Origin of the sequence: Bacillus sp. S10(2024), from assembly GCF_050473865.1 — a bacterium.
Taxonomy (GTDB): domain Bacteria; phylum Bacillota; class Bacilli; order Bacillales; family Bacillaceae_G; genus Bacillus_A.
The window spans coordinates 4,413,272-4,437,077 of sequence record NZ_JBFLUR010000002.1; the positions used below are offsets into that span (position 1 = coordinate 4,413,272).

The following is a 23,806-nucleotide window of genomic DNA, read 5'->3' on the forward strand; positions in this document are numbered from 1 at the left end:
AAGCGGTCAGGGCCTTTTTCTGCCATGTACACCGATAAAATAAAGAGAGAAAACGAGTGTAAATCATTTTTTATTTTAAATAACAGCAACTTATATGTTGAAAAATCAAAATGGAATTATACATAAGGAGTAGCCGATGAAAGATGTAAAAGTATTATTTTGCTTTGAAATGTTAACGGTGCTCTTGATTTGTGTGAGGGGCTATGTCCGCTGGGAATGTCCTTTATACATGTCGATTGGAGTAGGGATTTTAGCAATCGTACTTCTCTATTATTTTCATTATCAATATGAGAAAAGTAAAGGGAAGAAATCTTTTAAGCAATAAAATATCAGTAACGATATGTATGCGGGAGTTTTTGATGGATATACAACTCCAGACGAGAAAGTTGCCTATGTTTTGGCTTTTCGTTTGGCAAATGTTCAACGATTTCATGTTCATACGGATACAGTTTGGCTTGGGGATAAATTGATGTATGAAGTATGGGTTACTCCATCTACTTAAAATAGGGGGACAGAGATATGGAATCTGGGACGGCCTTATATAGTATTTTTTCAATATTAGGACTTGTTTTCTATGTCGCAGCAGCAGCCTTCGTAGTATGTGTTATGTTAACTGTATTAAAGAGAATGAGAGAACGAAATGAGTATTTAAAAGATATACGAGATGAGCTTAGAAAGAGGAATAATACTTCGAACTAAGTTCATTTTTCATCATTTGGAGGTTTTTACATGACTAGAATAGGGATCATTCGTCACGGGAGTACACTGTGGAATAAAGAAGGAAGAGCACAGGGGAGTTCAAATATTTCCCTTGATCAAGCTGGAGTAGCAGATGCATATAAATTAGCAGAGCGTTTGCATAAGGAGAATTGGGATTTCATATATTCTAGCGATCTATTAAGAGCAAAGCGAACTGCTGAGATTATTGGAGAAAAACTTCCAACTATCCCCCTATATTTAGAAGCTAGACTTCGTGAAGCAGGCGGAGGACAGATTGAAGGGACAACGGAAGAAGAGAGGATTTTAAAATGGGGAAAGAATTGGAGAGAGTTGGATTTAGGGATTGAAAGTGCTAATAGTGTGATTACAAGAGGCCTTTCGGTCATTGAAGAGATTTCATCTAAACATGATAATAAAAATATATTAATCATTAGTCATGGTGCATTTGTTAAACATCTTCTAAAGGAATTGGTGCCTCATTTACATATGGCAGAATCTCCGAAAAATACGTCTCTAACAAAAATTATTAAACTAGAGAATGGTTGGGATTCAGAATTGTATAATTGCACTGTGCATTTAGAATAGAGTGTTGTAGTTTATTCCAGAATAATAAAACGAAGGATATACTTCTGCATACAACTTATAGGGCATATGAATATAAAAAAGACGAAGCAGCTATTGAATCTCGATAGCTGCTTCGTCTTTTTTATATTGTAAATGTCAGTTGCATGTTAGAGCCCATTTTCCACTAAACTATGATTTTACAAAAATATATTTATAAGGTGCTTTTTAGTTTACCAAAAAGCACCTTATAAATATATTCTCTCAACTTATTGACAATGATAATCGTTATCTTTAATATTAATTTGATTTTTCATTTCATTAAGGGGGACTTTTATGAAAGTTCGTAGTTTGGTTAGGAAGATTCATTTATACCTTAGCATGATAGCTGGTATGTTCATTGTGCTAATTGGATTGACTGGGAGTTTGCTTGTCTTTGACAACGAATTAAATCGTATGATTTATCCTAATTTATACAAAATAACTAAGGGTGAACCGGTTACATATCAGAAAGCTTTGCAAGTGGTAGCAAGTGCATATCCAAAGGGAGAAATTCAGCGTGTGTATACGCCAGATGATCCACACTCTCAAGGGGTTTATTTGTTTAATTTGAAAGAAGGAAAAGGGACGAAATCTGTATATGTTGATCCAGGGACTGGTAATATAAATGGAGATTTAGGGGAAAAGGCGTTTTTTAATCAAGTCAAAGAAATTCATTATCATTTACTTCTGAAAGATTTTAACGGTAAAGAAATTGTCGGTATTATTGGATTTGTTTTCTTTTTTATTAGTTTATCTGGCTTGTATTTATGGTGGCCTGGAATTAAAAAGTGGACACGTGGTTTTGTTATACGGCGCAGTAAGAATACATATGTAAAACAGTATGATCTACATAAAGTCATTGGAATCAGTGCTATGCCACTTTTATTAGTGGTTTCATTAACAGGGGCACTTTTTGCATACGATAAGACAATTTTTGGGTGGTTCGGAGCGAAAACGAGTGTCATGCCACCGAAGGAGAAACTTATTTCTAAGCCTCTTTCAGGAGGAAAACTCCCTCTTGATCACTTGTTAAGTGAAGCTGAAAAGGCGGTTCCTCAAGGGACTATTACGCAAGTAAGGATGCCAGCGAAAGCTAAAAAAGGAAAAGCAGAAGGTGCTGTGGAAATTCGTTTGAGCCGTCCATACGATCCAGGGAATGGGAATGTGAAAATGTGGGTTGACCAGTATAGCGGGAAAGTGTTGTCTAAACAAGACCCAAAGGTGGATGATGGACTGAAGTATCAGACATGGCTTAAACCACTACATACAGGAACGTTTGGTGGTTCATTTACAAAAGTCTTATATGTGATTGGTGGTCTTACACCATCAATCTTAATGCTTACTGGGATATATATGTGGTGGCACAAGAAAAAGAATAAGCGAAAGCTAAAACATTCTTCAGTAACTGCAGCATAACTATAGAAGCCCAAATAAGAAATCCCGTCAGAACAAAAGCTGGCGGGATTTCTTATTTCATTACACAATTTTTTTAGAGGCCTTGTTATTTGAATAGAGGCGTTCCCAAAGTTCGTACATTTTACTTCTGCCATTATCAATTTCAGGATTAAATTGAATTGCAGCTTGTTTGCGAACAGTGCGGACATGTTGCACTGCTTGTTGTAGTTGTTGATCAATTGTTCCTAATCCTTTTCCGACATGTTTGGCGATAGATAATCCTGCCGTTGTTCCTTGGGCCATGGCAATTTTACCGCTTTCGATGCCGGTAATATTACCAGCGACAAATAGCCCATCAAGAGGCGTTTCCATCGTCTCTGAATGGTGAGGGACGTGGCCGCCAAGTTCAGGAATGTATTGAAATGGGCACCCGGCAACAGCAGCAAGCTCTGCTAGCGGATATAAGCCGCCTGCAATGCATACGAAATCTGCAGTGCAAATTGTTTCAGATCCCTGAATAATATTGCCATTTGTATCAATATCGGCCACGCGTACCCCTTCCACTTGATCTTCACCGATAATTTCAAGTGCTGCTTTCCGAAGTTGGAGAGGGGTACCATTTACTTTCATGCCGTTTTTCGGATAAAAGTTTAAACCGATTTTTCTCATCCAGTCATTTTTCATGAAATGGCTCCCGATGCGTAGCAGCGGCGATGGAGCGAGATGTGCTGCATTTAAGAGAGAGTTCATGACCGTTTCGGGGTCACCAGCTTGTTTACTAAGGACACTTTTTTCCGGAAGCACAATGCGATCAACTGTTATGCCAGCTAGTTGTAATTCATTTAAAATCGCAAATGATAAAATATTCGCTCCGATAATGACTCCTTTTTGGCCAACTTGGACACGGTGAACATTTGTCATTACTTGCGCTGCGCCGATTGACATGACACCAGGAAGGGTCCAGCCTGGAAGCGGGATAGAGTACTCAGCCGCCCCGGTAGCTACTAATACAAATGGTGCTTCTAGCGTACCGAAACTTGTATGCACATTCCATATGTTATTTTCTTTATTTAAGTTGTAAACAGATACGCCGCAACGAATATCGACTTCCAATTGCTGTGCTTTTTGATAAAGGCGTTTCGATTCTTCAATTCCATTCCACCATTCACCAGAAGGCTCTTGATGAAGTTGTCCGAGTAATCTGCCGCCTGGCTTTATAAATTCATCAATAACGGTCACTTTGAGACCAAATTCCGCCCCAGCAATAGCTCCTGCTAATCCTGCTGGACCTGCTCCAATTACAATAACATCTATCATCGCTTTTCCACCATCCTTCTTACAATATTCGGATGCTGTTTCCCGCTTTCAACGACCATATCTTGCTGGACAACTGTTAAGCAAGCTCTTACGTTTGGTTGCTGATTGACAGTTACACGACATTCTAAGCAGTGACCGATGTTGCAATAAATTCCTCTAGGTGTTCCGGTATCTTCATGAACACGTAGTTTTCTTATCCCATTTGCTAAAAGAGCAGCGGCAATCGTTTCATTTTCATACGCTTCATATTCGACTCCATCAAATTGAAAAGAAATACGTTCTCTATCATCTAAATTCCCTAAAATGGGATGATTCATAATTCTAGTCATTGTTTTTCACCTACTGTTCCAAATGTCACCGGCCGAACTGGGGGCTGGTATTTTAACGGAATTTCACTAGGTGATACATTAGGGATGATGCTTTCAATAATGTTATCTAATGTTAGGCGGCACGTGCGGCCTCCGCAAAAGCCCATTCCTGCTCGTGTTCTTAATTTTAATTCTCTCGCTGTGCATTGATGCTGATTTGCTGTTTGATGAAGTTGTCCGTAAGTAACCTCTTCACAACGACAAACTACAATGCTATCTTTGTTCCCCATTTGAATTCCTCCTCCATTGTCGTTCATAAAAATACTATGCAAAAAATGTGCCAATATGGAGGAGGAAGAGCGTTAGTTTAAGTTAAGCCGCTTTAATCGATTATATAAGGTGGCTCTTGTGATACCGAGCTGTTTTGCGCACTCTAATTTATTTCCATCTAAAATATGTAACGCTCTTTCAATTATCTTTTTCTCATGTTGATCCATTTCTTCTTGCAATGGTAAGATGGTGCAATCATTTTCTAGGAGTACATGATTTGCAGTCTTTAGCGTGTCTTCAAAGCTAATATTGTTGGTATGGAAGGGTAAGTACTCTCTTTTTATTACACCATCTGTTGCGAATACGATAAGTCGCTCTATGACGTTGCGCAGTTCGCGAATGTTACCAGGCCAATTATAGCGAAGCAGTTCATGCATGACTTCTGGCGGGAATTCATGAATTGGCCGCTGATAACTCAAAGAAAAATCATGTAAAAAATAATGAGTTAATTCAATAATATCTTCTTGCCGCTCTCTTAAAGGAGGGATATGCAAACTAACTACATTTAGCCGATAATATAAATCTTCACGGAACTGTCCTTGTTTCATCAATTCTTGTAAATCACGATTTGTGGCAGCGATGATACGGAAGTCGATGTTGATTTCTTTTTCTCCGCCGACCCGATAATATTTCCGTTCCTGCAGTACGCGTAGAAGCTTTACTTGCATTTCGAGGGGCATTTCACCTATTTCATCAAGAAACAATGTCCCACCTTTTGCTAGTTCTATTTTTCCCTTTTTTCCTTTACTGTCAGCACCAGAGAAGGCGCCCCGTTCGTATCCGAATAGTTCACTTTCAAATAAAGATGCCGGTATTGCACCGCAGTTAATCGAAATAAAAGGCGCTTTCGGTTCCTCGCTTGCTTCATGAATCGCTTTGGCAAACACCTCTTTTCCGACACCACTTTCGCCTAATATGAGAACAGTAGATTTTACAGAACATACTCTTCTAGCTAAATCTACTGTTCTTTGCAGGGCAGCACTTTTTCCTTTAATGGAATGAAAGGGATCGGATGAATCCTTATATTTTGCTACTTCTTGTTCTAGCCGGTGTACTTCATTGGACATGTTAAATAATTTCTCATTCAGTACAACTTGATTTGTAATATCTGTTTCTGAAACGACTGCACCGATAATCTGATCGTTAAAATAAACTGGGTTAGAGTTAATTAAGACAAATAAATCAGACTGAGGCTGATGGTGCTGCCTTGCAATGCGTTTCCCTTTATGTAGAGATTGCAAGATTTCTAGATTTTTATAATCAAAGAAATCAGTAATTGGTCGGCCAATTATATTTTGCCGCTTAACCGAGAATATTTTTTCTGCTCCTTCTGTCCATGTACGAACGCGTTCCTTATCATCAATGACCGTGACAGAAGAATCCGTCGTTTGAATGACAGTTTCATAAAAAGCTTTTAATTGATTGTAAGAGTTATGAAGAAAATGAATGAGTTGAGCAGCTGTTATACAGCCTGTTGGACTTTTATTTGTATCAAGAATAATAGCTGTGGAATGATGAGTAAACGCCTGAAGTAAGGTGAATAATGAATCATCCTCGTATACGACTTGACATAGAAGCTCAGGCATTTTGGGTGTTGAACGATAATAAAATTCTCCGTTTTTCTGTTCGATCTGCTGTTTATCGAATGATGTATCTATTAGATATTGTTTTATTATTTCTTTTACTGACGGCAATGAAAACATAATGATCTCTCCCATACTGTAAAAAAATATTAACACTGTAAAGGGAATTATACACTTATTTACAAAAAATTTAAAATATTTCGTAATAAAGTAAAACTTCCATCAGTGGAGGGATTTTTTCATCCCCTGCTGATGGTTAGCTCGTCTAATCGATTTATCCTTCGCGCTTTTCTTTTCGTATTGAGGCGGGGGAGGAAGGTACTGCCCGTTAAAGTGGGATAAAGTAGCAAGGGAAGAAATAATAATTCATTTTGAAAGTTTTACGTTAATTGGCACACGAATTGCATTTTAGGTAATGAGGCCATTTCATCGAGAGGAGGAATGTCATGTGAGACATTGTGACGTGTTAGTCATTGGCGGGGGAATTATTGGTTGTTCGATTGCTTATTATGCTTCTAAATACGGAAGAGACGTAACGATAATTGAAAAAGGAGAATTTGTTAGTGGCACGTCTTCACGATGTGACGGCAATATTTTGGCGATTGATAAAGACCCAGGTTTTGATAGTCAGATGTCGTTGTTTAGTCAAAATTTAGTGGATGAATTAAGTAAAGAGTTAGAACATTCATTTGAATATCGTGCTCCGGGAAGCATCCTCGTTTGTGAATCAGAGGAGGAGATGGAAGCGGCACAAAAATGGGTAGATCGTCAAAAAGCCGCTGGTTTACCATTTCGAATGCTTGACCGACAGGATATTCGGCAGGAGTCTCCCTTTTTTGCAGATGATTTATTAGGAGGGCTAGAATGCGCCACTGATTCCACAGTGAATCCTTATCTTTTAGCTTTTTCACTTTTGGAGGAGGCAAAAAAATTAGGAGCAAAAGCTTTCAAACATACAGAAGTAAAACAAATGAAAAAAGAAGAGAGTGGCTCATTTATTGTAGAAACGACAAACGGAGTTTTTACTGCGGATCATGTCGTCAATGCGGCAGGAGTCTGGGCGCCTAGAATCGGAAAGATGCTAGATCTGTCGATACCGATTGAACCGAGAAAAGGACATATTATCGTCGCTTCAAGGCAGCAGCATGTAGGGTCCCGAAAAGTAATGGAGTTTGGCTATTTAATTTCTAAGTTTGGTGGAAAACGCATTGTTGACCCGCTAACTGAGAAATACGGGGTTGCTCTTGTCTTTGAACCAACAGAAAGTCAAAATTTTTTAATTGGCAGCAGCAGAGAGTTTGTTGGCTTTCATACGGCAGTAAACAATGAAGTCATTAAATGTATTGCAAACCGGGCAATCCGGTTTTATCCGAAAATGGCAGACATGATGGTAATTCGTTCATATGCAGGGTTGCGTCCATGGACGGAGGATCATTTGCCGATCGTTTCACGCGTAGATACAATTCCAAATTATTATATTGCGGCGGGCCATGAAGGAGACGGCATTAGCCTCGCAGCAGTAACAGGGAAAATAGTAGAAGAACTCATTAACGAAAAAGAAACGTCTATTCCCGTTGATCCGCTTAGCTTTAACCGATTTACAGAAAGGATGTTGAGCAGATGAGGGCACAAAGAGTCTTTACAACAATTGATACACATACAGGCGGGAATCCGACGAGAACATTAATTAGCGGGCTTCCAAAACTAGTTGGGGAAACAATGTCAGAAAAAATGCTCCATATGAAAAAGGAATATGATTGGATTCGCAAACTGTTAATGAATGAACCGCGCGGCCATGATGTCATGTCTGGTGCTTTATTAACGGATCCTTGCCATCCAGAAGCTGATATTGGAGTAATTTACATAGAGACGGGTGGATATTTACCGATGTGTGGACATGACACGATTGGTGTGTGTACAGCTCTAGTTGAGTCTGGATTGATTCCCATTCAGGAGCCCGTTACTTCCTTAAAGTTGGATACGCCTGCTGGACTCGTTGAAGTAGATATTTCAATAGAAAATGGAAAAGCAAAAGAAGTGTCTTTTTGCAATATCCCGGCGTTTCTTTTAAAAAGCATTTCTGTTGATGTCGAGGGAATTGGGCGTATAGATGCCGATATTGCATATGGCGGGAATTTTTACGCAATTATTGAAGCGAAATCGGTTGGATTGGAGTTAATTCCAGAAAATGCTTCTCACATAATTGAAACAGCAATCAACATTAGAAACAACATTAATGAAAAAGTTGAAATCGTTCATCCACAATATTCGTTTATTAAAGGGCTAACCCATGTTGAGTTTTATACTGAACCAACTCATGAGGAAGCGGATGTGAAAAACACAGTAATTGTTCCTCCGGGGGGAATCGACCGTTCTCCATGCGGAACGGGTACCTCTGCGAAATTAGCTGTTCTATATGCGAATCAAGAAATTTCAATTGGCGAAGAATTTGTTCATGAAAGCATTGTCGGTTCCTTATTTAGAGGACGCGTATTGGAAACGACGGATGTGGAAGGGGTTGATGCTGTTGTAACCCAAATTACAGGATCCGCTTGGCTAATGGGAATGCACCGATTCTTCTACAATGAGAAAGATCCACTTAAAGAAGGCTTTCTGCTCATTCCGCCAATGGAACATGAAACGGAGGACGTGAAATGAAAATTCAGAAGACGTATTCAACAACAGATGTACACGTAGCTGGAGAAGCGTTTCGTGTTATTAAAGATGTGCCATTCATTCATTATCAAAATTTGGAGCAGTTAAATGAGCGGTTTATGTATGTATTTGCAAATGACATCTATCTTTTATTGAATGAACCGCGCGGATTTGCTGGGATGAATGGCTGTCTTGTTGTTCCAACGATTAGCGAAGAAGCAGATGCCGCAGTATTATTTTTAAATCATGAAGGAACGGTTCCGATTCATTACGGCGGCATTGTTGCTGTTATTACAACTTTATTGGAGTGCGGTCATTTGCAGCCGAGAGCGTCAAATGAATATAAAATCGAAACGCTCAGAGGTGTGATTTCCGTTACTGCTTTGATAGAGAATGATGAAGTAGTTTCAGTGGCGATAGAAAGTGAACCGTGTCACGTAGTGGAGACAAACATTCCATTGTCTGAGTCGAATGTCAATACACAGTTCTCCCTCGTGCAAGCCGATCAATTATATGCAGTGTTTGAGAAAGGTGATATTGCCACAGAGATTCGTGTTGAGGAACTGTCTGAATTAAAGAGATGGGGACAAAGGATGTATCAAGCTCTTGAGTCGAAATTTCAAGTAAGAGGTATCATTTTAATGGATGATTCGCATGTGCAAGAGGGCCGAATTAAAACAATCACGTTTCGTGAAGACCGGTACATCGTTCGCTCTCCAGGATTTGAATCGACAAAGGCATGCTATACAAGTTTACTTTCTAAAGGGAAATTGTATATGGAACCGCCATTTGTAAATGAAAGTATTTTCGGGAGTACTTTGACAGTACAAGTAGCGAAACAAACAGAGGATGGATACAAATTCACTTTAAAAAGCCGCGGCTTTATTACAGGAATGCAACTATTTGTATTAGATCCGACAGATCCGTTACCTGCTGGATTTTTACTGAAATAATGGAAGTGTAACCGATTATCTTTGTATAAGATTTATAGAGTAATAAAAAACGACATGAAAATCCTTTTTTAGGGAAGACGAGAGCATCTGGCCATGCATAGAAGCTATCATGTTTTATTCTGCACAGCCGCGATATGTTGAACAATCAAAATGAATTTAGATAGTGAAAAACATTAAGGGGGAAATAGAAATGACAACAATTAGAGGAGCTTATCCAGTATTAATTACGCCAATGACTGGGGCGCAGGAGATTGACTGGGGCGGTGTGAAAAATAATGTGAGCTACTTCGTAGATCAAGGCGTTGCAGGGATTGTAATTAATGGAAGTACTGGAGAGTTTGTAAGTTTATCAAAAGAAGAAAAGTTCCAAATGGTTGAAACTGTATTAAAAGAAGTAAACGGCCGTATTCCGGTTATTGTAGGAACAGCAGCTGAAACAACAAAAGAAACGATTGAATATACGAAACAGGCGGAAGCACATGGTGCAGATTGTGCGCTCATTATTAATTCTTATTACTGCAAACCGAAAGAAGAAGAAATTTATTTCCACTTTAAAGAAGTATCAAATGCAGTGAATGTACCGATTATGCTGTACAACAATCCATTTACATCAGGCGTTGATATGAGTACAGAGTTGATGCTGAAAATCGGCAAAGAATGTGAAAGAGTTACCCACATTAAAGAATCAAGTGGAGATATCCGCAAAGCGAGAGATCTTGTTAGACAAGGTAAAGGGGACATTGAAATTTTCTGTGGTTCAGAAGATTTAGTTATGGAGTCTTATTTGGTCGGGGCAACAGGCTGGATTTCTGTTGCAGGGAATATTGTACCAAAGCTTGTTACCCAAATGTTCAATCACTTCCAAAACGGTGAGTTAAAAGAAGCTTGGGAAATCAATGATCGTATTTTACCGCTTTGTGAATTCCTTGAAGAATCAGGAAAATATGTGCAAATTGTGAAACGTTCGATGGAATTGAATGGACAGGCAGGCGGACCTTCACGCTATCCTCGTTTAGGGTTGACATCTGAGGAAGATCAAAAGCTTAAGGATATTTTAGCAAGTTTAACTGCACAACGTGTATGAAAGGAAAAACTCATCCATAAGGGGGATTCACCCCCTATTTATGGTTAATTGCAGATTTTTTTTGGTTTCTCATACCACAAATCACAAATAGCAAGATATAAAATGTAAAGGGGAGAGGAATATGTTAACTACACAAATCGAATTAAAGCCGAGGGTAAAAGCTTTTTTAGAAGGAAATATTGAACTCTTTATTGATGGGAAATTTGTACCAGCGGTAAGCGGCAAAACGTTTGAAACGTATAATCCAGCAACAGAAGAAGTACTTGCCTTTGTAAGTGAGGCTGGGGAAGAAGATGTTGATTTAGCAGTAAAGGCTGCACGCAGAGCATTTGAAAAAGGAGCATGGCCTGACTTAAGTGCGGCTGAAAGAGCTCATTTCATTTACAAGTTGGCTGATTTAATTGATGAGCATAAAGAAGAACTAGCACAATTGGAAGCGCTCGATAATGGAAAACCATATCAAGTAGCACTAGAGGACGATATTCCAGCAACAGTAGAGCATTATCGTTATTATGCTGGCTGGGCAACGAAAATACTTGGTCAAACAACGCCAATTTCAAAGGACTATTTAAACTATACACGCCATGAACCAATTGGGGTTGTTGGTCAAATTATTCCATGGAACTATCCGTTAGTAATGGCGGCGTGGAAAATGGGGGCAGCACTGGCGACAGGATGTACAATCGTCTTAAAACCTGCTGAGCAAACACCATTATCTCTGTTATATACAGCGCAACTTTTTAAAGAAGCTGGCTTCCCGGACGGCGTTGTCAATTTCGTTCCTGGATTTGGTCAAACAGCAGGAGCAGCAATTGTGAATCATCATGATATCGAAAAAGTGGCTTTTACAGGTTCGACTAATACTGGTAAATATATTATGCGCCAAGCAGCTGAAACAATTAAACATGTGACGTTAGAGCTTGGAGGAAAATCACCAAATATTATTTTAGAAGATGCAAATATAGAAGATGCAATTACTGGTGCCTTTAACGGTATTATGTATAACCATGGACAAAACTGTAGTGCAGGATCTCGCGTGTTCGTTCACCGAAAGCATTATGAAAAAGTGGTGGAAGAATTTGCAAAACTTGCGAACGATGTAAAACTTGGTGCAGGAATGGAAAGAGGTACGGAAATGGGACCACTTGTTTCGAAAAAGCAACAAGAGCGCGTGTTACATTATATCGAAAAGGGAAAAGAAGAAGGCGCAAGAATTGCAGCTGGCGGTGCGAAGGCATTTGAAAAAGGGTACTTCGTCAGACCAACTATTTTTGCTGATGTTACAGATGATATGATTATCGCCAAAGAAGAAATTTTTGGTCCAGTAGTGGCAGTTCTGCCGTTCGATACGGTAGAAGAAGTAATTGAAAGAGCGAATAACACACCATTTGGACTCGCTGCAGGTGTATGGACAGAAAATGTTAAAACTGCACACCAAGTAGCGAATCGCTTAAAAGCTGGTACAGTATGGATTAATGATTACAACTTAGAAGATGCAGCAGCGCCGTTTGGTGGTTATAAGCAATCAGGTATTGGGCGCGAAATGGGCTCTTATGCGCTTGATAATTATACAGAAGTGAAGAGTATTTGGGTGAACTTGAAATAAAGATTGAAAACAGATATAAAAACCCTTTTTTTAGGTGGGAGAGAGCATTTGGCCGTACATAGCAGCGGTCAGTGCCTTTTCCTGCCACATGCGAGGTTTAAAACAAAGGGAGAAAGTGAGTTAGGATATTCTATCTAGTAAACTTTTAAGGGAAATCTATATTGCCCTTCTAGAAAATGATAAAGTAATGGCAATAGTCTCCTTTTAAAATACTGAAAATTAAGAAAATAAAACAAGAGGGGAGAGGTTAGAGGATGTCTAATAAAGGGAAGTTTAAAAGAGAAATATCACTATTAGATTTAGCCTTTATCGGTTTTGGCTCTATGTTTGGATCAGGCTGGTTGTTTGCTGCTAGCCATGTTGCTGGAATAGCAGGTCCGGCGGGAACTATTTCATGGATCATTGGTGGATTTGCTATTTTGTTATTAGGACTTGTATATTGTGAACTTGGGGCAGCACTTCCACGAGCTGGAGGAATTGTTCGCTATCCTGCATATTCTCACGGTCCGATACTTGGATATTTACTTGGATTCATTACTCTTATTGCATTTTCAAGTTTAATCGCAATTGAAGTAGAAGCGGCTAGGCAATATGCTGCAGCTTGGTGGCCAAGTCTGACGCAAGAAAACTCTACTTTACCGACTGTAAGCGGCTGGCTTATGCAATTTGGACTACTCGTCATTTTCTTTTTGTTAAATTACTGGAGTGTAAAAACATTTGCGAAAACAAATTTAATCATAACCATCTTTAAATTTTTTGTACCAGCATTAACAATTGTTGTATTGTTAATGTATTTAAATGCCGATAATTTTTCAAGTGCTGATTTTGCGCCGTTTGGATTTTCTGGTGTACAAGCAGCCATTTCTGCCGGTGGTGTTATTTTTGCTTATTTAGGACTGACGCCTATTGTATCAGTTGCAAGTGAAGTGAAAAATCCGCAAAGAACGATACCCATTGCTCTTCTTTTATCTGTCGTCTCTTCAGCGATTGTTTACGTTCTTTTGCAAGTTGCTTTTATTGGAAGTATTCCAACTGAAATGCTTAGCAACGGCTGGGCGGGAATTAGTAAGGAATTTAGTTTACCATTTAAAGATATTTCTCTTTTATTAGGACTAGGCTGGATGGCCTATTTTATCGTTTCCGATGCGATTATATCACCGAGCGGAGCGGGGAATATTTATATGTCAGCTACGCCTCGCGTTATATATGGCTGGGCTCAGGGCGGAACATTATTTAAAGTATTTTCTAAAGTTGATGAAAAATCAGGCATACCAAGACCGGCTCTTTGGCTTACTTTTGCTCTTTCTATTTTCTGGACATTACCGTTTCCTTCATGGGAAGCACTAATTAATGTTGTTTCTGCAGCGCTTGTATTAAGTTATGCCCTTGCACCGATTACAGCAGCGGCACTTAGAAAACGGACTCCTGAGCTAAATCGTCCATTTTTGGTAAAAGGAATGTCAATTATCGGGCCGCTTTCATTTATCATTGCTTCATTAATTGTGTACTGGTCTGGTTGGAAAACGCTTTCTTGGTTGCTGTCTTCACAAGTTATCATGTTTGTCATTTATCTATGCTGTAAAAAATGGGTACCAACTTCACAAGTATCTTTAGCCCAACAAATTAAGTCATCGTTATGGCTCGTTTTTTACTACATTGCCATAATGGTAGTGTCATACTTCGGTATGTTTGGCGAGGGAAAGGGGTATTTAACAAATTCAACAGATTTGCTAGCGGTCAGTATTGTTTCCTTGATTAGCTATTACTGGGCGGTTCATACGGCTTTACCGGTTGTGGACTTGGATGATGAAGATGAAGTAGAGAGCACTGATTATGTAAAGATAGAGAATGCGCCGGTTAGTAAATGATTTTGTATAGGTACAAATCTTAAAACCTTTTTCCTGCCAGGTGCGAGGGTGAAAAAGGAGAAAACAAAAACATTGAGAGGGAAGAAGCGTATAGAGAACGCTTCTTCCTTTTTTCTGAATTTACTAATTTTTTCATGGTATAATATGGATAGCTACGGGTAAGAACGAAATTTGTTAGGAGGCGGATACATTGCGTGAGGCTTTACAACAACGCTGGAGTTTGGATGAGATTTTTCCTGGGGGAAGTGAGTCGAATAGCTTCAAACAGTTTCTTATAAAGCTTGAGGGAGATGTTGTTAAAGAAACAGCCACAACAATAGAAATTAAGGAACTAGAATCAATTAGTGGATATGAAGAGTGGATTGAACAAATGAATCGAATTCAAGAGATGTCTATTCGTTTGCTAGAAGCAACCCACTTTGTGGAATGTTTGGAATCAGAAAATGTGGAAGATGAGCAGGCTGTTATATTAAGTGAAAAAGCAAGGAATATCTCATCACAATTTGAGATCGTCATCAGCAATTTTGAACAAACTTTGGTACATATACCGGACGAGATTTGGGAGCAGGTATTGCAGCTGGAACAAATCAAACCAATCGCTTTTCCACTTCAAGAAAAAAGAGAAAAGGCGAGAGGGAAATTACCGGTAGCACAGGAAAAGTTGATCCAAGATCTTTCTATTAATGGCTATCATGCTTGGGTCAATTTACATAACTCTATCATCGGAAAAACGAAGATTGTTCTAGAGGAAGATGGACAAAGAAAGTACCTTAATTTTGGACAAGTATATAATCAATTACATTCATCTATCAATCATTATTCTAGAACGAATCTCGTAAATGCTTTACATAATGCAGGCGAAAAAGTAGCTGAGACATGCGCAGTAGCTCTAAATAATATTGCTGGTTTTCGCCTACAAGTATATAAACATCGGGGAGTAGATTCCATTTTAACAGAACCGCTCCGTTACAATAGAATGTCACAATCAACGCTTGATTCTATGTGGGAGGCTGTCAATCAAAGTAAGCCTGTCATAGCTTCATATTTAAAAAGAAAGGCACGTTTACTAGGGTTAGAAAAAATGGATTGGTTCGATATATATACGCCTATAGGAAAAGTAGCGAAGACTTATACATATGAAGAGGCTGCTGAAATAATCCTTACTGGGTTTCATTCTTTTAGCCCTAAATTAGCGAATTATACAGAAAGAGCATTTCAGGAAGGTTGGATTGATTCTGAAAACAGGAATACAAAAGCAAGTAGAGGATTCTCAGCTAGATTTCCGCTAACGAAGCAAGCTCGTATCTTCATGAATTTTCAAGGAACACATAATAATCTCGCTATACTTGCCCATGAATTAGGACATTCTTTTCATCAAGGCATTATTTCAAATGATGTTCCGCCATTTGCGCAGCAGTATACGATGGCTGTTAGTGAAACAGCTTCTACGTTTGCAGAAACGCTTATTTTAAATAAAGTAATTCAAGATACTTCAAATGAACATGACAAACTGCTTCTTCTAGAGGCAAAGATACAAACAGCGCTTAGTTATTTGATCGGAGTACAGGGGAATTTTATGTTCGAAAGAGATTTTTATGAAATTCGAAAAGAGCGGGTTGTAGGAGTCGATGAATTGAACCATTTGATGAAAAAAGCACAGCAGTACGCATTCAATGATTCTCTTGCTTCTTATCATGATTTTTCATGGGTTTGGAGTCGTCATATCTATTTCACAGATAAACCTTTTTATAATTTTCCGTACACATTTGGTTTTCTATTTAGCCAAGGAATCTACGCAACTGCACTTCAAGAAGGACATTCATTTGAAGAAAAATATATAGATTTGCTTCGAGATACTGGCAGAATGACTGCTGAACAATTAGCTTTTCACCATCTTGGCTTTGATCTAACAAAACAAGAATTCTGGGAGAAAGCAATGCAAATTGTTTTACAAGATATAAAAGATTTTCTTGCTTTAACAGAGAAGACTCTCAGTGAGGAGGGAATGCAATGTTGAATGTAGCATCAAGAACAGAAGAGTTAAGAACAAAACTACAAAACATATTAGCTAGCCAATATAAAGAGTTGGGAATTAAAAGTTTAGAAGTAGCAGGAAGCGGCGTCCAAAATGTTGTCTTTCGAGGAGATTCGAAAACAGGTTCATTTGCTTTTCGTGTACCGTGGGAGCGGGAAGTTGCTAATATCAATGAAAATTTATTTAGTAGCCGCCTTTCATTACAAAAAGAAGCAAAGCTTTCTAAGTTTTGTCATTCTCAAGGAATTCCTGTGCCAGCCGTTCATAGACTGCATCTTTCTGAGGAACTTGATTTTTTAATTTCGGATTATATAGTTACTGACTCTACTCTGATTTCTTCTTATGAAATTGGAGAATTAGCCAATAAGCTTCATCATATGCCGATTGAAGGCTTACATTATGAAAATGAGAATGGGGAGTCGACAGAAAAGCATATAGCAGAGCGCCTTGTCAGAAGGCTACAATCATTTAACGAAATTACTTCTTTACGTATTCCATTTCCAAAAGCAGAAGAAATTGAGGCGACTCTAAAGGAGGGGGAACAGATAAAAAGGCTGCTCCATATGGATATTCGACCTGCCAATATAATTGGTCATGGCGGAGAAATTCAGGCAATCGTTGACTGGGACAATGCTCTCATTGGTCACCCGCTTCTTGAACTGATGAGAATAGCGGAAGTGAATGAAGTGAATTGGAGTGAATTTAAGGCCGGATATAAAAATGAGCATATTTTTGATTCTCTTCCAAAAATTGTTTGTCTATTTTACAGGCTTGATACGGCGCTGATGCTTGCGAACCTTTTTATCTCTCATCTTAAAATAAAAGATAAAGGATTGTATTATAAGGAACGTGTTGAAGTAATTGGTAATGAAATACATAAAATTTTATAAATTTAGTAGAATTAGGAGAAATAAATATGGATATAAATTTGGAAATTGAAAAAGTAAAACTAGAGAATAAAAGCGTTTTAAAGAATTTAACGGAACTATATAAATACGACTTTAGCGAATTTGACCCTGAAGATGTGAATGAGCATGGTTTGTATGAATATATGTACGTAGATCATTATTTTACAGAGGAGAATCGCTTTCCGTTTTTTATAAAAGTGAATGGAAAGTATGCAGGCTTTGCACTGATTCGAGCGATTGAGGAAAATGACCGTACATACTACTCCATGGCAGAATTTTTTGTCATGAAAAAATATCGGAAAAGTGGTGTAGGAAAACAAGCGGCTTTTCAATTGTTTTCTAAATTCCCGGGGGAATGGGAAGTTTCAGAGATGGAAGAAAATGTTCCAGCTCAAGCATTTTGGAGGAAAGTCATTTCAGCGTACACGAATAATGAATACCGTGAGATAAGGAAAGACGGTTGGGACGGACCGATTCAAGTGTTTGATTCGAGCGGGAGTATGTAAGTGTTTCTATACATTATGGGGGGAGTATCATGGTACTACAACGAGTAAGCTTACTAACAATTGGTGCGTTTAACTTACCGGTTCTTCGTGCGTTTTACAAAAGCTTAGGATGGGAAGAAACAGAAATCAGTTCAGATACTTACGCTGCGTTTAAAACGGCGGGTGTTATTCTTTCGATCTTTCCTATTGAGGAATTAGCAAAGGATGCTGGCGTTTCAATCACTCAAGACGTAGAAACGTTTCGTGGTGTAACGTTTGCGATTAACGTTGATCATCCTGAACAAGTTGATACAACGATTGAGGAAATTCGAAAAGCAGGCGGAAGAATTTTACGCGAGCCAAGCGATGCGTTCTGGGGAGGGAGAACAGCATATTTTGCTGACCCTGAAAATAATCTTTGGGAGGTTGCTTGGAACCCAGATTCTGTATTTGATGAAAGAGGGGCTATGCTTACTTTTTAATTATTAGAAAGGGAATTTTATATGAATATGAAAACCTATCCCGTAACGCCAGATGATTTGAAGTTAATTGAGGAAGCGACAACGAAAATTAAAACCTTATATAAAGAAAATTGTCATCATGTAGGTGCAGCATTGCGTACTATATCGGGTGAAATCGTGTCAGCTGTTCATATTGAAGCGTATATAGGACGAGTTACGGTTTGTGCTGAAGCAATCGCAATTGGTAGTGCAATATCAAATGGTCATAAAGGATTTGATACCATTGTGGCTGTTCGTCATCCCTATTCAGATGAACCCAATCGGGAAATTACAGTAGTCAGTCCATGTGGGATGTGCAGAGAACTTATTTCAGATTATGCGCCTCATTGTTATGTGCTTTTAAAGGTTGGTAATGAAATTATTAAAACAACAGTTGATGAACTAATTCCTTGTAAGTATAAAAGATAGTAAACTTAGTATAAAACAACACATTCAAGAAGAAATGAATAGAGCTTTACAATAAACAAAAGTGAGCACAACAACCTGTGCTCACTTTTTCAATCTTATTTCAAGTTCTCAGGGTTTAACGCTTCTAATTCAGGTACAACGAAGCGGCCGTCTTTACGGATTAATACGTCGTCGAAGTAAATTTCGCCGCCGCCATATTCAGGGCGCTGGATGCATACTAAATCCCAGTGGATGTTAGAGTTGTTGCCATTCCATGCATCGTCGTATGCCTGTCCAGGTGTGAAGTGGAAGCTGCCGTCGATTTTCTCGTCGAATAGAATATCGCCCATTGGATGTAAAATGTATGGGTTTACGCCGATTGCGAATTCACCAACGAAGCGTGCACCTTCGTCTGTATCGAAAATTTTGTTAATGCGCTCTGTATCGTTTGCAGTTGCTTCAATGATTTTACCGTCTTTAAATGTAAGTTTTACATTTTCGAACATGTAACCGTTGTAAGGAGATGGTGTGTTGTAAGAAACTGTACCGTTAACAGAATCGCGAACAGGCGCAGAGTATACTTCGCCGTCTGGAATATTTAAGTGACCAGCACATTTAATTGCCGGGATGTCTTTAATAGAGAATGTTAAGTCAGTGCCAGGTCCAACAAGACGCACTTTATCTGTTTTGTTCATAAACTCAACAAGATTGTCCATCGCTTTATCCATTTTCGCGTAGTCTAAGTTACATACGTCAAAGTAGAAGTCTTCAAATCCTTCTGTGCTCATTTTTGCAAGCTGTGCCATCGCAGCATTTGGATAGCGCAGTACAACCCATCTTGTTTTTGGAACACGAATGTCTCTATGTACTTTTTTACCTACTGTGTTACCGTAAACTTTCATACGCTCACTTGGAACGTCCGCTTGTTCATTTACGTTATCACCAGAGCGAAGGCCGATATAAGCATCCATATCTTTCATTACGCTCGCTTCATATGCAGCGATTTGCTCGAAATGTTCTTCTGTTGCGCCCATCATTAAAGAGCGGTCTACTTGATGATCTTTTAATAGTACGAATGGATAACCACCAGCTTCATATGCAGCTTTTACAAGTGCTGTTACTAGCTCTTTTTGTAAGCCGAAGTTTTCGATTAATACTTTTTCGCCTTTTTGTAAACGAATAGAGTAATTAATTAAATTTTTTGCTAATGTTTCAATACGTGGGTCTTTCATATGTAAAACCTCCCTTATATATGCATCCTTCCTTATTGTAACCTACTTATCTAAATTTGTTTAATGATTTATCGAAATATTGGCAAGAAAATTATAAATGTAAAACGTGAAAAGAGTAAGTTGTAGATAGTTGTTATTTTCTGTCCTAAAACAAACAAAGAGTAACCAGTATGTATTTCTAGTTACTCTTTGTTATATATGCTATTTACTGATAAATGGCTTATACGTTATTTCATTTGATCAAACATTGTTTTAACATCCTTAGAGTTAGGGGTTGCATACAAAGTTGGTGTGCCAGAAGTTGAACGCCGAGATGTCACTGCAAAAACATAACCAAGATCTTGATTAATTCTTTCTCTTAACCAAGGTCCACCACTAGCTCCGCCATTCATACCACACTTCATGGCGGCATCGCTGCTAAACCATCCTCTACTAGTTGTAGGTCCATCGCAATAATGAGCTATCTGTCCATCATATGGTTTTTCGGCGGGCCAGCCAAAAATACGAACGTCTGGTTGATTCGTACCATATCCAGTGGAAAGTCCATTTCCTCCAATCGTATTTACTAAGTCTTTTCCATTCCTTGGGAAAACAGTAAAAAATGCTTGGTCATAGCTGAAATTACTATCATTTATCCAGGCGTTGAATGTCCGCGCTTCTTTCCAGTTCCAAATACCATAAGGTGTTGAACCATTACGATATGCTGGAGCAAATGCAATATTTGAGTGCCATCCTTTCCCTTTTCCTCCATTTACACAATGGCCTGCTGTTATAACAAGGTTTTTATAATTATTGTTAATTGAAGAAGCAGAACAAACATAATCTTTTCCGCCATATGAAAAAAATACTTTGCCTGCTGTAGATGGAACAACTACATTTGCTTCGTTTAAGTTATTGTTAGTTTCGGGTAGAACGGGATCAGAAATATTAGTAGGCTCTCCTAGTAAAGAAGATTCAAATTGCTCTGGATTCATTTCTTTTTTTTCATTATTTTTAATTTTGTCTGCTGGAATTGCATTTTTCATCTTTTCTTTTGTCCAATAGCCGGCAGGATCTTCTGTATTTTTGGGATCTTGAATAGTAGGTGGGATTGTTGGAGCGGTTTTAGATTGGGTAAGAGAATCGTTATTTCTTAAAGTAGTATTTTCATCATTAGATGTTGCAAATGCTAAATTCGTACTTAAACATAATGTGAAAATTACACTAAATATAGTTCCGAAAACCAAAAAATTTAGTTTTTTCATAAATGCCTCCCTGGATATATTTGGTTATTCGTGGCCACAATCATAGCATATTTCAATTCGTTATTCACTATGAAAACAAATTGAAACATTCGCATAAAATTTTTTCTTTATATGTAGTCCCTTTCATGACCACATATAAAGAAAAAACGTGTGAAGGCCACTCTTTGTTTTACATAGCAGTGACTTATAGGTTCAAAAATCAAAATGGATTCACCTCGCATTCTTATTTCAAGGTCCTTAGGAAACAAAGAAGATATGCGGGGGATAACTACTGGTATACACTTAATTGGGCGGGCTTTTCATTAGTGGGGAGGAAGTTTCATTTGATTTAAATAAAAGGTAAAATTCATAGCCAAATATGGAACAATTAGAATGAAACGGAAAATGATTGTATAATAGAAAAAAGCATAAAAAGATAAAGGAGTGATTCGTATGCAAATTCTTTTATACGTCAGTGTAGCCATCATCGCAATTGCGTTTGCCGTATTAGTTGTCTATGTATGTCGAACATTACTATCTGTTCAAAAGACGTTAGAAAATGTCGCAAGTACGATGGAAGGTCTGGAAAAACAAATGCAAGGCATTTCAGTGGAAACAGAGCAACTTCTTCATAAAACAAATGCATTAGCAGATGATATTCAACAGAAATCGCAGTCGCTAAATAAAGTGATGGAAGGTGTAGAGGGAATCGGAACAACAATTCATTCCTTAAACACACGATTACGCGGCGTTTCTGATTCTGTTGCACATCAAGTAGAAAATAATGCTGATAAAGTAGCGCAAGTGGTGCAATGGAGTAATGCGGTTATTGATGTGTACAATCGCTTCCGGGCAAAGAAAAAAGAAGAGGAAGTAGAGAAGGTTGAAAGGACAGAGAAGAAGCCGAAAAAAGAAAAGAAATTACCGCGGCTTCCGATTCGAATGAGAGGCGAATAATATGAGCATGACAAAGATTGAAACAATGGAACAATTTGAAGAAATCATAGCAAGTAAAGAGCCGTATATCTTGTTTAAACATAGTACAACATGTCCAATTAGCCAAGGTGGTTTCACAGCGTTTCAAGAATACCTTGGTGAAGAGCAAGCTGTGCCAGCCTATTATTTATATGTACAAGATGCACGTCCGGTTTCCAGTAGAATTGCGGAATACTTTGGAATTAGACATGAATCGCCGCAAGTATTATACATAAAAGATGGTAAAGTACTTTGGCATGCATCGCATTGGAACATTACGAAGCAAGCGTTAAAAGAAAATATACAATAAGGAAAAGCAAGCAAATCCGCTTGCTTTTTTTATTTTCTGAAAATAATATTGACGGGCTATATATTTTACGATTAAATGAAGAGAAAATAACGATTCCATAGGCAGTCTTATGCGATGTGTATGAAGTGACATCTGTATATGTATCATATATAATAAATTATCTTATGAATGGTATTTATATTTGTTAGTATACATATAAAACTTGAAAGAGGTGGCTTTATTATGGCATCACAGGAGTTAGATCGGTTACGTTCTCAAATTGATGAAACGAACTTACAAATTTTAAAGTTATTAAATGAGCGCGGTCGTCTTGTACAAAAAGTTGGCAAGTTAAAAGAAGTACAAGGTGTGAAGCGTTTTGATCCGGTGCGCGAACGTAAAATGCTCGATTTAATTACGGAAAATAATGATGGGCCATTTGAAACATCAACGCTTCAACATTTATTTAAACAAATTTTTAAAACAGGTTTAGAATTGCAAGAAGATGATCATCGTAAGGCCCTTCTTGTATCTCGTAAGAAAAAGTCAGATGATACGATTGTTGACATTAAAGGTGAAAAAATTGGTGATGGAAATGCGCATTTTATTATGGGACCATGTGCAGTTGAAAGCTATGAGCAAGTTCGCCAAGTCGCTGAGGCAATGAAAGAACAAGGCTTAAAACTGATGCGCGGCGGAGCATTTAAACCGCGTACATCACCATATGATTTCCAAGGCCTTGGTGTTGAAGGTTTGAAAATTTTACGCCAAGTAGCAGATGAGTATGATTTAGCTGTTATTAGTGAGATTTTAAATCCGAATGATATTGAAATGGCGCTTGATTATGTAGATGTCATTCAAATTGGTGCACGTAATATGCAAAACTTCGAGCTGTTAAAAGCAGCTGGTTCTGTGAATAAGCCGGTATTATTAAAACGAGGATTATCCGCAACAATTGAAGAGTTTATGTATGCAGCAGAATATATTATTGCACAAGGAAATGGCGATATTATTTTATGTGAGCGCGGCATTCGTACGTATGAGAAAGCTACGCGAAATACGTTAGATATTTCTGCTGTACCAATTTTAAAGAAGGAAACGCACTTGCCAGTTGTTGTTGATGTAACACATTCAACAGGACGCCGTGATTTATTATTGCCAACTGCAAAAGCGGCAATGGCAATCGGTGCAGATGCGATTATGGCGGAAGTGCACCCAGATCCAGCTGTAGCCCTTTCTGATTCAGCGCAGCAAATGGATATTCCAGAGTTCAATGCATTTATGAATGAATTAAAAGCATTTCGTATGAGATAAGAGGTACTGTCATAA

The 23,806-nt window shown here is 38.3% G+C and carries 25 protein-coding genes; 19 read left to right on the plus strand and 6 right to left on the minus strand.

Going from position 1 to position 23,806, the window contains the following annotated elements; translation table 11 throughout:
• Positions 1 to 136 precede the first annotated feature (136 nt).
• The 5 genes from AB1280_RS22425 to AB1280_RS22445 all read left to right on the plus strand — a co-directional run bounded on the left by AB1280_RS22425 (position 137) and on the right by AB1280_RS22445 (position 2,739).
• A complete protein-coding gene (locus tag AB1280_RS22425) occupies positions 137 to 325 on the plus strand; it encodes a hypothetical protein (protein WP_429757063.1) in 189 nt (62 codons plus the stop codon).
• Between the two features lie 15 nt (positions 326 to 340).
• Complete coding sequence (locus AB1280_RS22430) at positions 341 to 502, plus strand: hypothetical protein (protein ID WP_429757064.1); 162 nt, start codon at positions 341 to 343, stop codon at positions 500 to 502.
• Positions 503 to 519: 17 nt separating this feature from the next.
• Positions 520 to 699, plus strand: a complete 180-nt coding sequence (locus AB1280_RS22435) for a hypothetical protein (protein WP_336470934.1) — start codon at positions 520 to 522, stop codon at positions 697 to 699.
• Between the two features lie 30 nt (positions 700 to 729).
• Positions 730 to 1,305 (plus strand): histidine phosphatase family protein, encoded by a 576-nt coding sequence (locus AB1280_RS22440; RefSeq protein ID WP_429757065.1) that lies wholly within the window; start codon positions 730 to 732, stop codon positions 1,303 to 1,305.
• Between the two features lie 312 nt (positions 1,306 to 1,617).
• Positions 1,618 to 2,739 (plus strand): PepSY-associated TM helix domain-containing protein, encoded by a 1,122-nt coding sequence (locus AB1280_RS22445; protein ID WP_429757066.1) that lies wholly within the window; start codon positions 1,618 to 1,620, stop codon positions 2,737 to 2,739.
• A 60-nt stretch (positions 2,740 to 2,799) separates the two neighbouring features.
• Here the strand turns inward: AB1280_RS22445 and AB1280_RS22450 are convergent, their stop codons facing one another.
• From AB1280_RS22450 to AB1280_RS22465, 4 genes are all read right to left on the minus strand, one after another.
• Positions 2,800 to 4,035 carry an NAD(P)/FAD-dependent oxidoreductase gene (locus AB1280_RS22450; RefSeq protein ID WP_429757067.1) on the minus strand — a complete coding sequence of 412 codons (1,236 nt, stop codon included), beginning with the start codon at positions 4,033 to 4,035 and terminating at the stop codon, positions 2,800 to 2,802.
• Positions 4,032 to 4,364 (minus strand): (2Fe-2S)-binding protein, encoded by a 333-nt coding sequence (locus AB1280_RS22455; protein ID WP_429757068.1) that lies wholly within the window; start codon positions 4,362 to 4,364, stop codon positions 4,032 to 4,034. The genes AB1280_RS22450 and AB1280_RS22455 overlap by 4 nt, the downstream gene beginning before the upstream one ends.
• Positions 4,361 to 4,633, minus strand: a complete 273-nt coding sequence (locus tag AB1280_RS22460; RefSeq protein ID WP_272188433.1) for a (2Fe-2S)-binding protein — start codon at positions 4,631 to 4,633, stop codon at positions 4,361 to 4,363. Before AB1280_RS22460 ends, AB1280_RS22455 begins: the two co-directional genes overlap by 4 nt.
• Positions 4,634 to 4,705: 72 nt before the next feature.
• A complete protein-coding gene (locus AB1280_RS22465) occupies positions 4,706 to 6,379 on the minus strand; it encodes a sigma-54 interaction domain-containing protein (RefSeq protein ID WP_429757398.1) in 1,674 nt (557 codons plus the stop codon).
• Between the two features lie 325 nt (positions 6,380 to 6,704).
• Here AB1280_RS22465 and AB1280_RS22470 point away from each other — a divergent pair, with 325 nt between their 5' ends.
• From AB1280_RS22470 to AB1280_RS22520, 11 genes are all read left to right on the plus strand, one after another.
• Entirely contained in the window at positions 6,705 to 7,880 is a 1,176-nt protein-coding gene (locus AB1280_RS22470; protein ID WP_429757069.1) for an NAD(P)/FAD-dependent oxidoreductase, read from the plus strand.
• Positions 7,877 to 8,914 (plus strand): proline racemase family protein, encoded by a 1,038-nt coding sequence (locus AB1280_RS22475; RefSeq protein ID WP_429757070.1) that lies wholly within the window; start codon positions 7,877 to 7,879, stop codon positions 8,912 to 8,914. The genes AB1280_RS22470 and AB1280_RS22475 overlap by 4 nt, the downstream gene beginning before the upstream one ends.
• The gene (locus AB1280_RS22480; protein WP_429757071.1) at positions 8,911 to 9,864 is read left to right on the plus strand and encodes a proline racemase family protein; all 954 of its coding nucleotides are present in this window, start codon (positions 8,911 to 8,913) and stop codon (positions 9,862 to 9,864) included. Before AB1280_RS22475 ends, AB1280_RS22480 begins: the two co-directional genes overlap by 4 nt.
• 190 nt (positions 9,865 to 10,054) lie before the next feature.
• Positions 10,055 to 10,948, plus strand: coding sequence for a 4-hydroxy-tetrahydrodipicolinate synthase (dapA, locus tag AB1280_RS22485; protein ID WP_429757072.1), 894 nt, complete (start codon positions 10,055 to 10,057; stop codon positions 10,946 to 10,948).
• A 121-nt stretch (positions 10,949 to 11,069) separates the two neighbouring features.
• Positions 11,070 to 12,554: an aldehyde dehydrogenase family protein gene (locus AB1280_RS22490; protein WP_272188425.1), complete on the plus strand. Its 1,485-nt coding sequence runs from the start codon at positions 11,070 to 11,072 to the stop codon at positions 12,552 to 12,554.
• Between the two features lie 254 nt (positions 12,555 to 12,808).
• Positions 12,809 to 14,422, plus strand: a complete 1,614-nt coding sequence (locus AB1280_RS22495; RefSeq protein WP_272188423.1) for an APC family permease — start codon at positions 12,809 to 12,811, stop codon at positions 14,420 to 14,422.
• 190 nt (positions 14,423 to 14,612) lie between these two features.
• Positions 14,613 to 16,439 carry a M3 family oligoendopeptidase gene (locus AB1280_RS22500; RefSeq protein WP_429757073.1) on the plus strand — a complete coding sequence of 609 codons (1,827 nt, stop codon included), beginning with the start codon at positions 14,613 to 14,615 and terminating at the stop codon, positions 16,437 to 16,439.
• Positions 16,433 to 17,347 (plus strand): phosphotransferase family protein, encoded by a 915-nt coding sequence (locus AB1280_RS22505; protein ID WP_429757074.1) that lies wholly within the window; start codon positions 16,433 to 16,435, stop codon positions 17,345 to 17,347. The genes AB1280_RS22500 and AB1280_RS22505 overlap by 7 nt, the downstream gene beginning before the upstream one ends.
• 26 nt (positions 17,348 to 17,373) lie before the next feature.
• Complete coding sequence (locus AB1280_RS22510; RefSeq protein ID WP_429757075.1) at positions 17,374 to 17,871, plus strand: GNAT family N-acetyltransferase; 498 nt, start codon at positions 17,374 to 17,376, stop codon at positions 17,869 to 17,871.
• A gap of 29 nt (positions 17,872 to 17,900) precedes the next feature.
• Complete coding sequence (locus AB1280_RS22515; protein WP_272188414.1) at positions 17,901 to 18,332, plus strand: VOC family protein; 432 nt, start codon at positions 17,901 to 17,903, stop codon at positions 18,330 to 18,332.
• Between the two features lie 27 nt (positions 18,333 to 18,359).
• Complete coding sequence (locus tag AB1280_RS22520; protein ID WP_429757399.1) at positions 18,360 to 18,779, plus strand: cytidine deaminase; 420 nt, start codon at positions 18,360 to 18,362, stop codon at positions 18,777 to 18,779.
• A 95-nt stretch (positions 18,780 to 18,874) separates the two neighbouring features.
• Here the strand turns inward: AB1280_RS22520 and AB1280_RS22525 are convergent, their stop codons facing one another.
• On the minus strand, positions 18,875 to 19,990 hold the full coding sequence (locus AB1280_RS22525; RefSeq protein WP_429757076.1) for an aminopeptidase: 1,116 nt from the start codon (positions 19,988 to 19,990) through the stop codon (positions 18,875 to 18,877).
• Positions 19,991 to 20,217: 227 nt separating this feature from the next.
• Complete coding sequence (locus tag AB1280_RS22530) at positions 20,218 to 21,234, minus strand: trypsin-like serine peptidase (protein WP_429757077.1); 1,017 nt, start codon at positions 21,232 to 21,234, stop codon at positions 20,218 to 20,220.
• Positions 21,235 to 21,666: 432 nt separating this feature from the next.
• Here AB1280_RS22530 and AB1280_RS22535 point away from each other — a divergent pair, with 432 nt between their 5' ends.
• The 3 genes from AB1280_RS22535 to AB1280_RS22545 all read left to right on the plus strand — a co-directional run bounded on the left by AB1280_RS22535 (position 21,667) and on the right by AB1280_RS22545 (position 23,791).
• Entirely contained in the window at positions 21,667 to 22,170 is a 504-nt protein-coding gene (locus AB1280_RS22535; protein ID WP_429757078.1) for a DUF948 domain-containing protein, read from the plus strand.
• Position 22,171: 1 nt separating this feature from the next.
• A complete protein-coding gene (gene ytxJ / locus AB1280_RS22540) occupies positions 22,172 to 22,498 on the plus strand; it encodes a bacillithiol system redox-active protein YtxJ (protein WP_429757079.1) in 327 nt (108 codons plus the stop codon).
• A gap of 222 nt (positions 22,499 to 22,720) precedes the next feature.
• A complete protein-coding gene (locus AB1280_RS22545; RefSeq protein ID WP_429757080.1) occupies positions 22,721 to 23,791 on the plus strand; it encodes a bifunctional 3-deoxy-7-phosphoheptulonate synthase/chorismate mutase in 1,071 nt (356 codons plus the stop codon).
• Positions 23,792 to 23,806 lie beyond the last annotated feature (15 nt).

What these genes read in the sequence shown, in the direction of transcription:
- AB1280_RS22445 (WP_429757066.1), top strand. Translation starts at nt 1,618, where the DNA reads ATGAAAGTTCGTAGTTTGGTTAGGAAGATTCATTTATACCTTAGCATG.
- AB1280_RS22530 (WP_429757077.1), bottom strand. Translation starts at nt 21,234, where the DNA reads ATGAAAAAACTAAATTTTTTGGTTTTCGGAACTATATTTAGTGTAATT.
- AB1280_RS22480 (WP_429757071.1), top strand. Translation starts at nt 8,911, where the DNA reads ATGAAAATTCAGAAGACGTATTCAACAACAGATGTACACGTAGCTGGA.
- AB1280_RS22460 (WP_272188433.1), bottom strand. Translation starts at nt 4,633, where the DNA reads ATGGGGAACAAAGATAGCATTGTAGTTTGTCGTTGTGAAGAGGTTACT.
- AB1280_RS22525 (WP_429757076.1), bottom strand. Translation starts at nt 19,990, where the DNA reads ATGAAAGACCCACGTATTGAAACATTAGCAAAAAATTTAATTAATTAC.
- AB1280_RS22515 (WP_272188414.1), top strand. Translation starts at nt 17,901, where the DNA reads ATGGTACTACAACGAGTAAGCTTACTAACAATTGGTGCGTTTAACTTA.
- AB1280_RS22490 (WP_272188425.1), top strand. Translation starts at nt 11,070, where the DNA reads ATGTTAACTACACAAATCGAATTAAAGCCGAGGGTAAAAGCTTTTTTA.
- AB1280_RS22520 (WP_429757399.1), top strand. Translation starts at nt 18,360, where the DNA reads ATGAAAACCTATCCCGTAACGCCAGATGATTTGAAGTTAATTGAGGAA.
- AB1280_RS22450 (WP_429757067.1), bottom strand. Translation starts at nt 4,035, where the DNA reads ATGATAGATGTTATTGTAATTGGAGCAGGTCCAGCAGGATTAGCAGGA.
- AB1280_RS22455 (WP_429757068.1), bottom strand. Translation starts at nt 4,364, where the DNA reads ATGACTAGAATTATGAATCATCCCATTTTAGGGAATTTAGATGATAGA.
- AB1280_RS22545 (WP_429757080.1), top strand. Translation starts at nt 22,721, where the DNA reads ATGGCATCACAGGAGTTAGATCGGTTACGTTCTCAAATTGATGAAACG.
- AB1280_RS22425 (WP_429757063.1), top strand. Translation starts at nt 137, where the DNA reads ATGAAAGATGTAAAAGTATTATTTTGCTTTGAAATGTTAACGGTGCTC.
- AB1280_RS22475 (WP_429757070.1), top strand. Translation starts at nt 7,877, where the DNA reads ATGAGGGCACAAAGAGTCTTTACAACAATTGATACACATACAGGCGGG.
- ytxJ (WP_429757079.1), top strand. Translation starts at nt 22,172, where the DNA reads ATGAGCATGACAAAGATTGAAACAATGGAACAATTTGAAGAAATCATA.
- AB1280_RS22535 (WP_429757078.1), top strand. Translation starts at nt 21,667, where the DNA reads ATGCAAATTCTTTTATACGTCAGTGTAGCCATCATCGCAATTGCGTTT.
- AB1280_RS22430 (WP_429757064.1), top strand. Translation starts at nt 341, where the DNA reads ATGTATGCGGGAGTTTTTGATGGATATACAACTCCAGACGAGAAAGTT.
- AB1280_RS22440 (WP_429757065.1), top strand. Translation starts at nt 730, where the DNA reads ATGACTAGAATAGGGATCATTCGTCACGGGAGTACACTGTGGAATAAA.
- dapA (WP_429757072.1), top strand. Translation starts at nt 10,055, where the DNA reads ATGACAACAATTAGAGGAGCTTATCCAGTATTAATTACGCCAATGACT.
- AB1280_RS22495 (WP_272188423.1), top strand. Translation starts at nt 12,809, where the DNA reads ATGTCTAATAAAGGGAAGTTTAAAAGAGAAATATCACTATTAGATTTA.
- AB1280_RS22435 (WP_336470934.1), top strand. Translation starts at nt 520, where the DNA reads ATGGAATCTGGGACGGCCTTATATAGTATTTTTTCAATATTAGGACTT.
- AB1280_RS22510 (WP_429757075.1), top strand. Translation starts at nt 17,374, where the DNA reads ATGGATATAAATTTGGAAATTGAAAAAGTAAAACTAGAGAATAAAAGC.
- AB1280_RS22505 (WP_429757074.1), top strand. Translation starts at nt 16,433, where the DNA reads ATGTTGAATGTAGCATCAAGAACAGAAGAGTTAAGAACAAAACTACAA.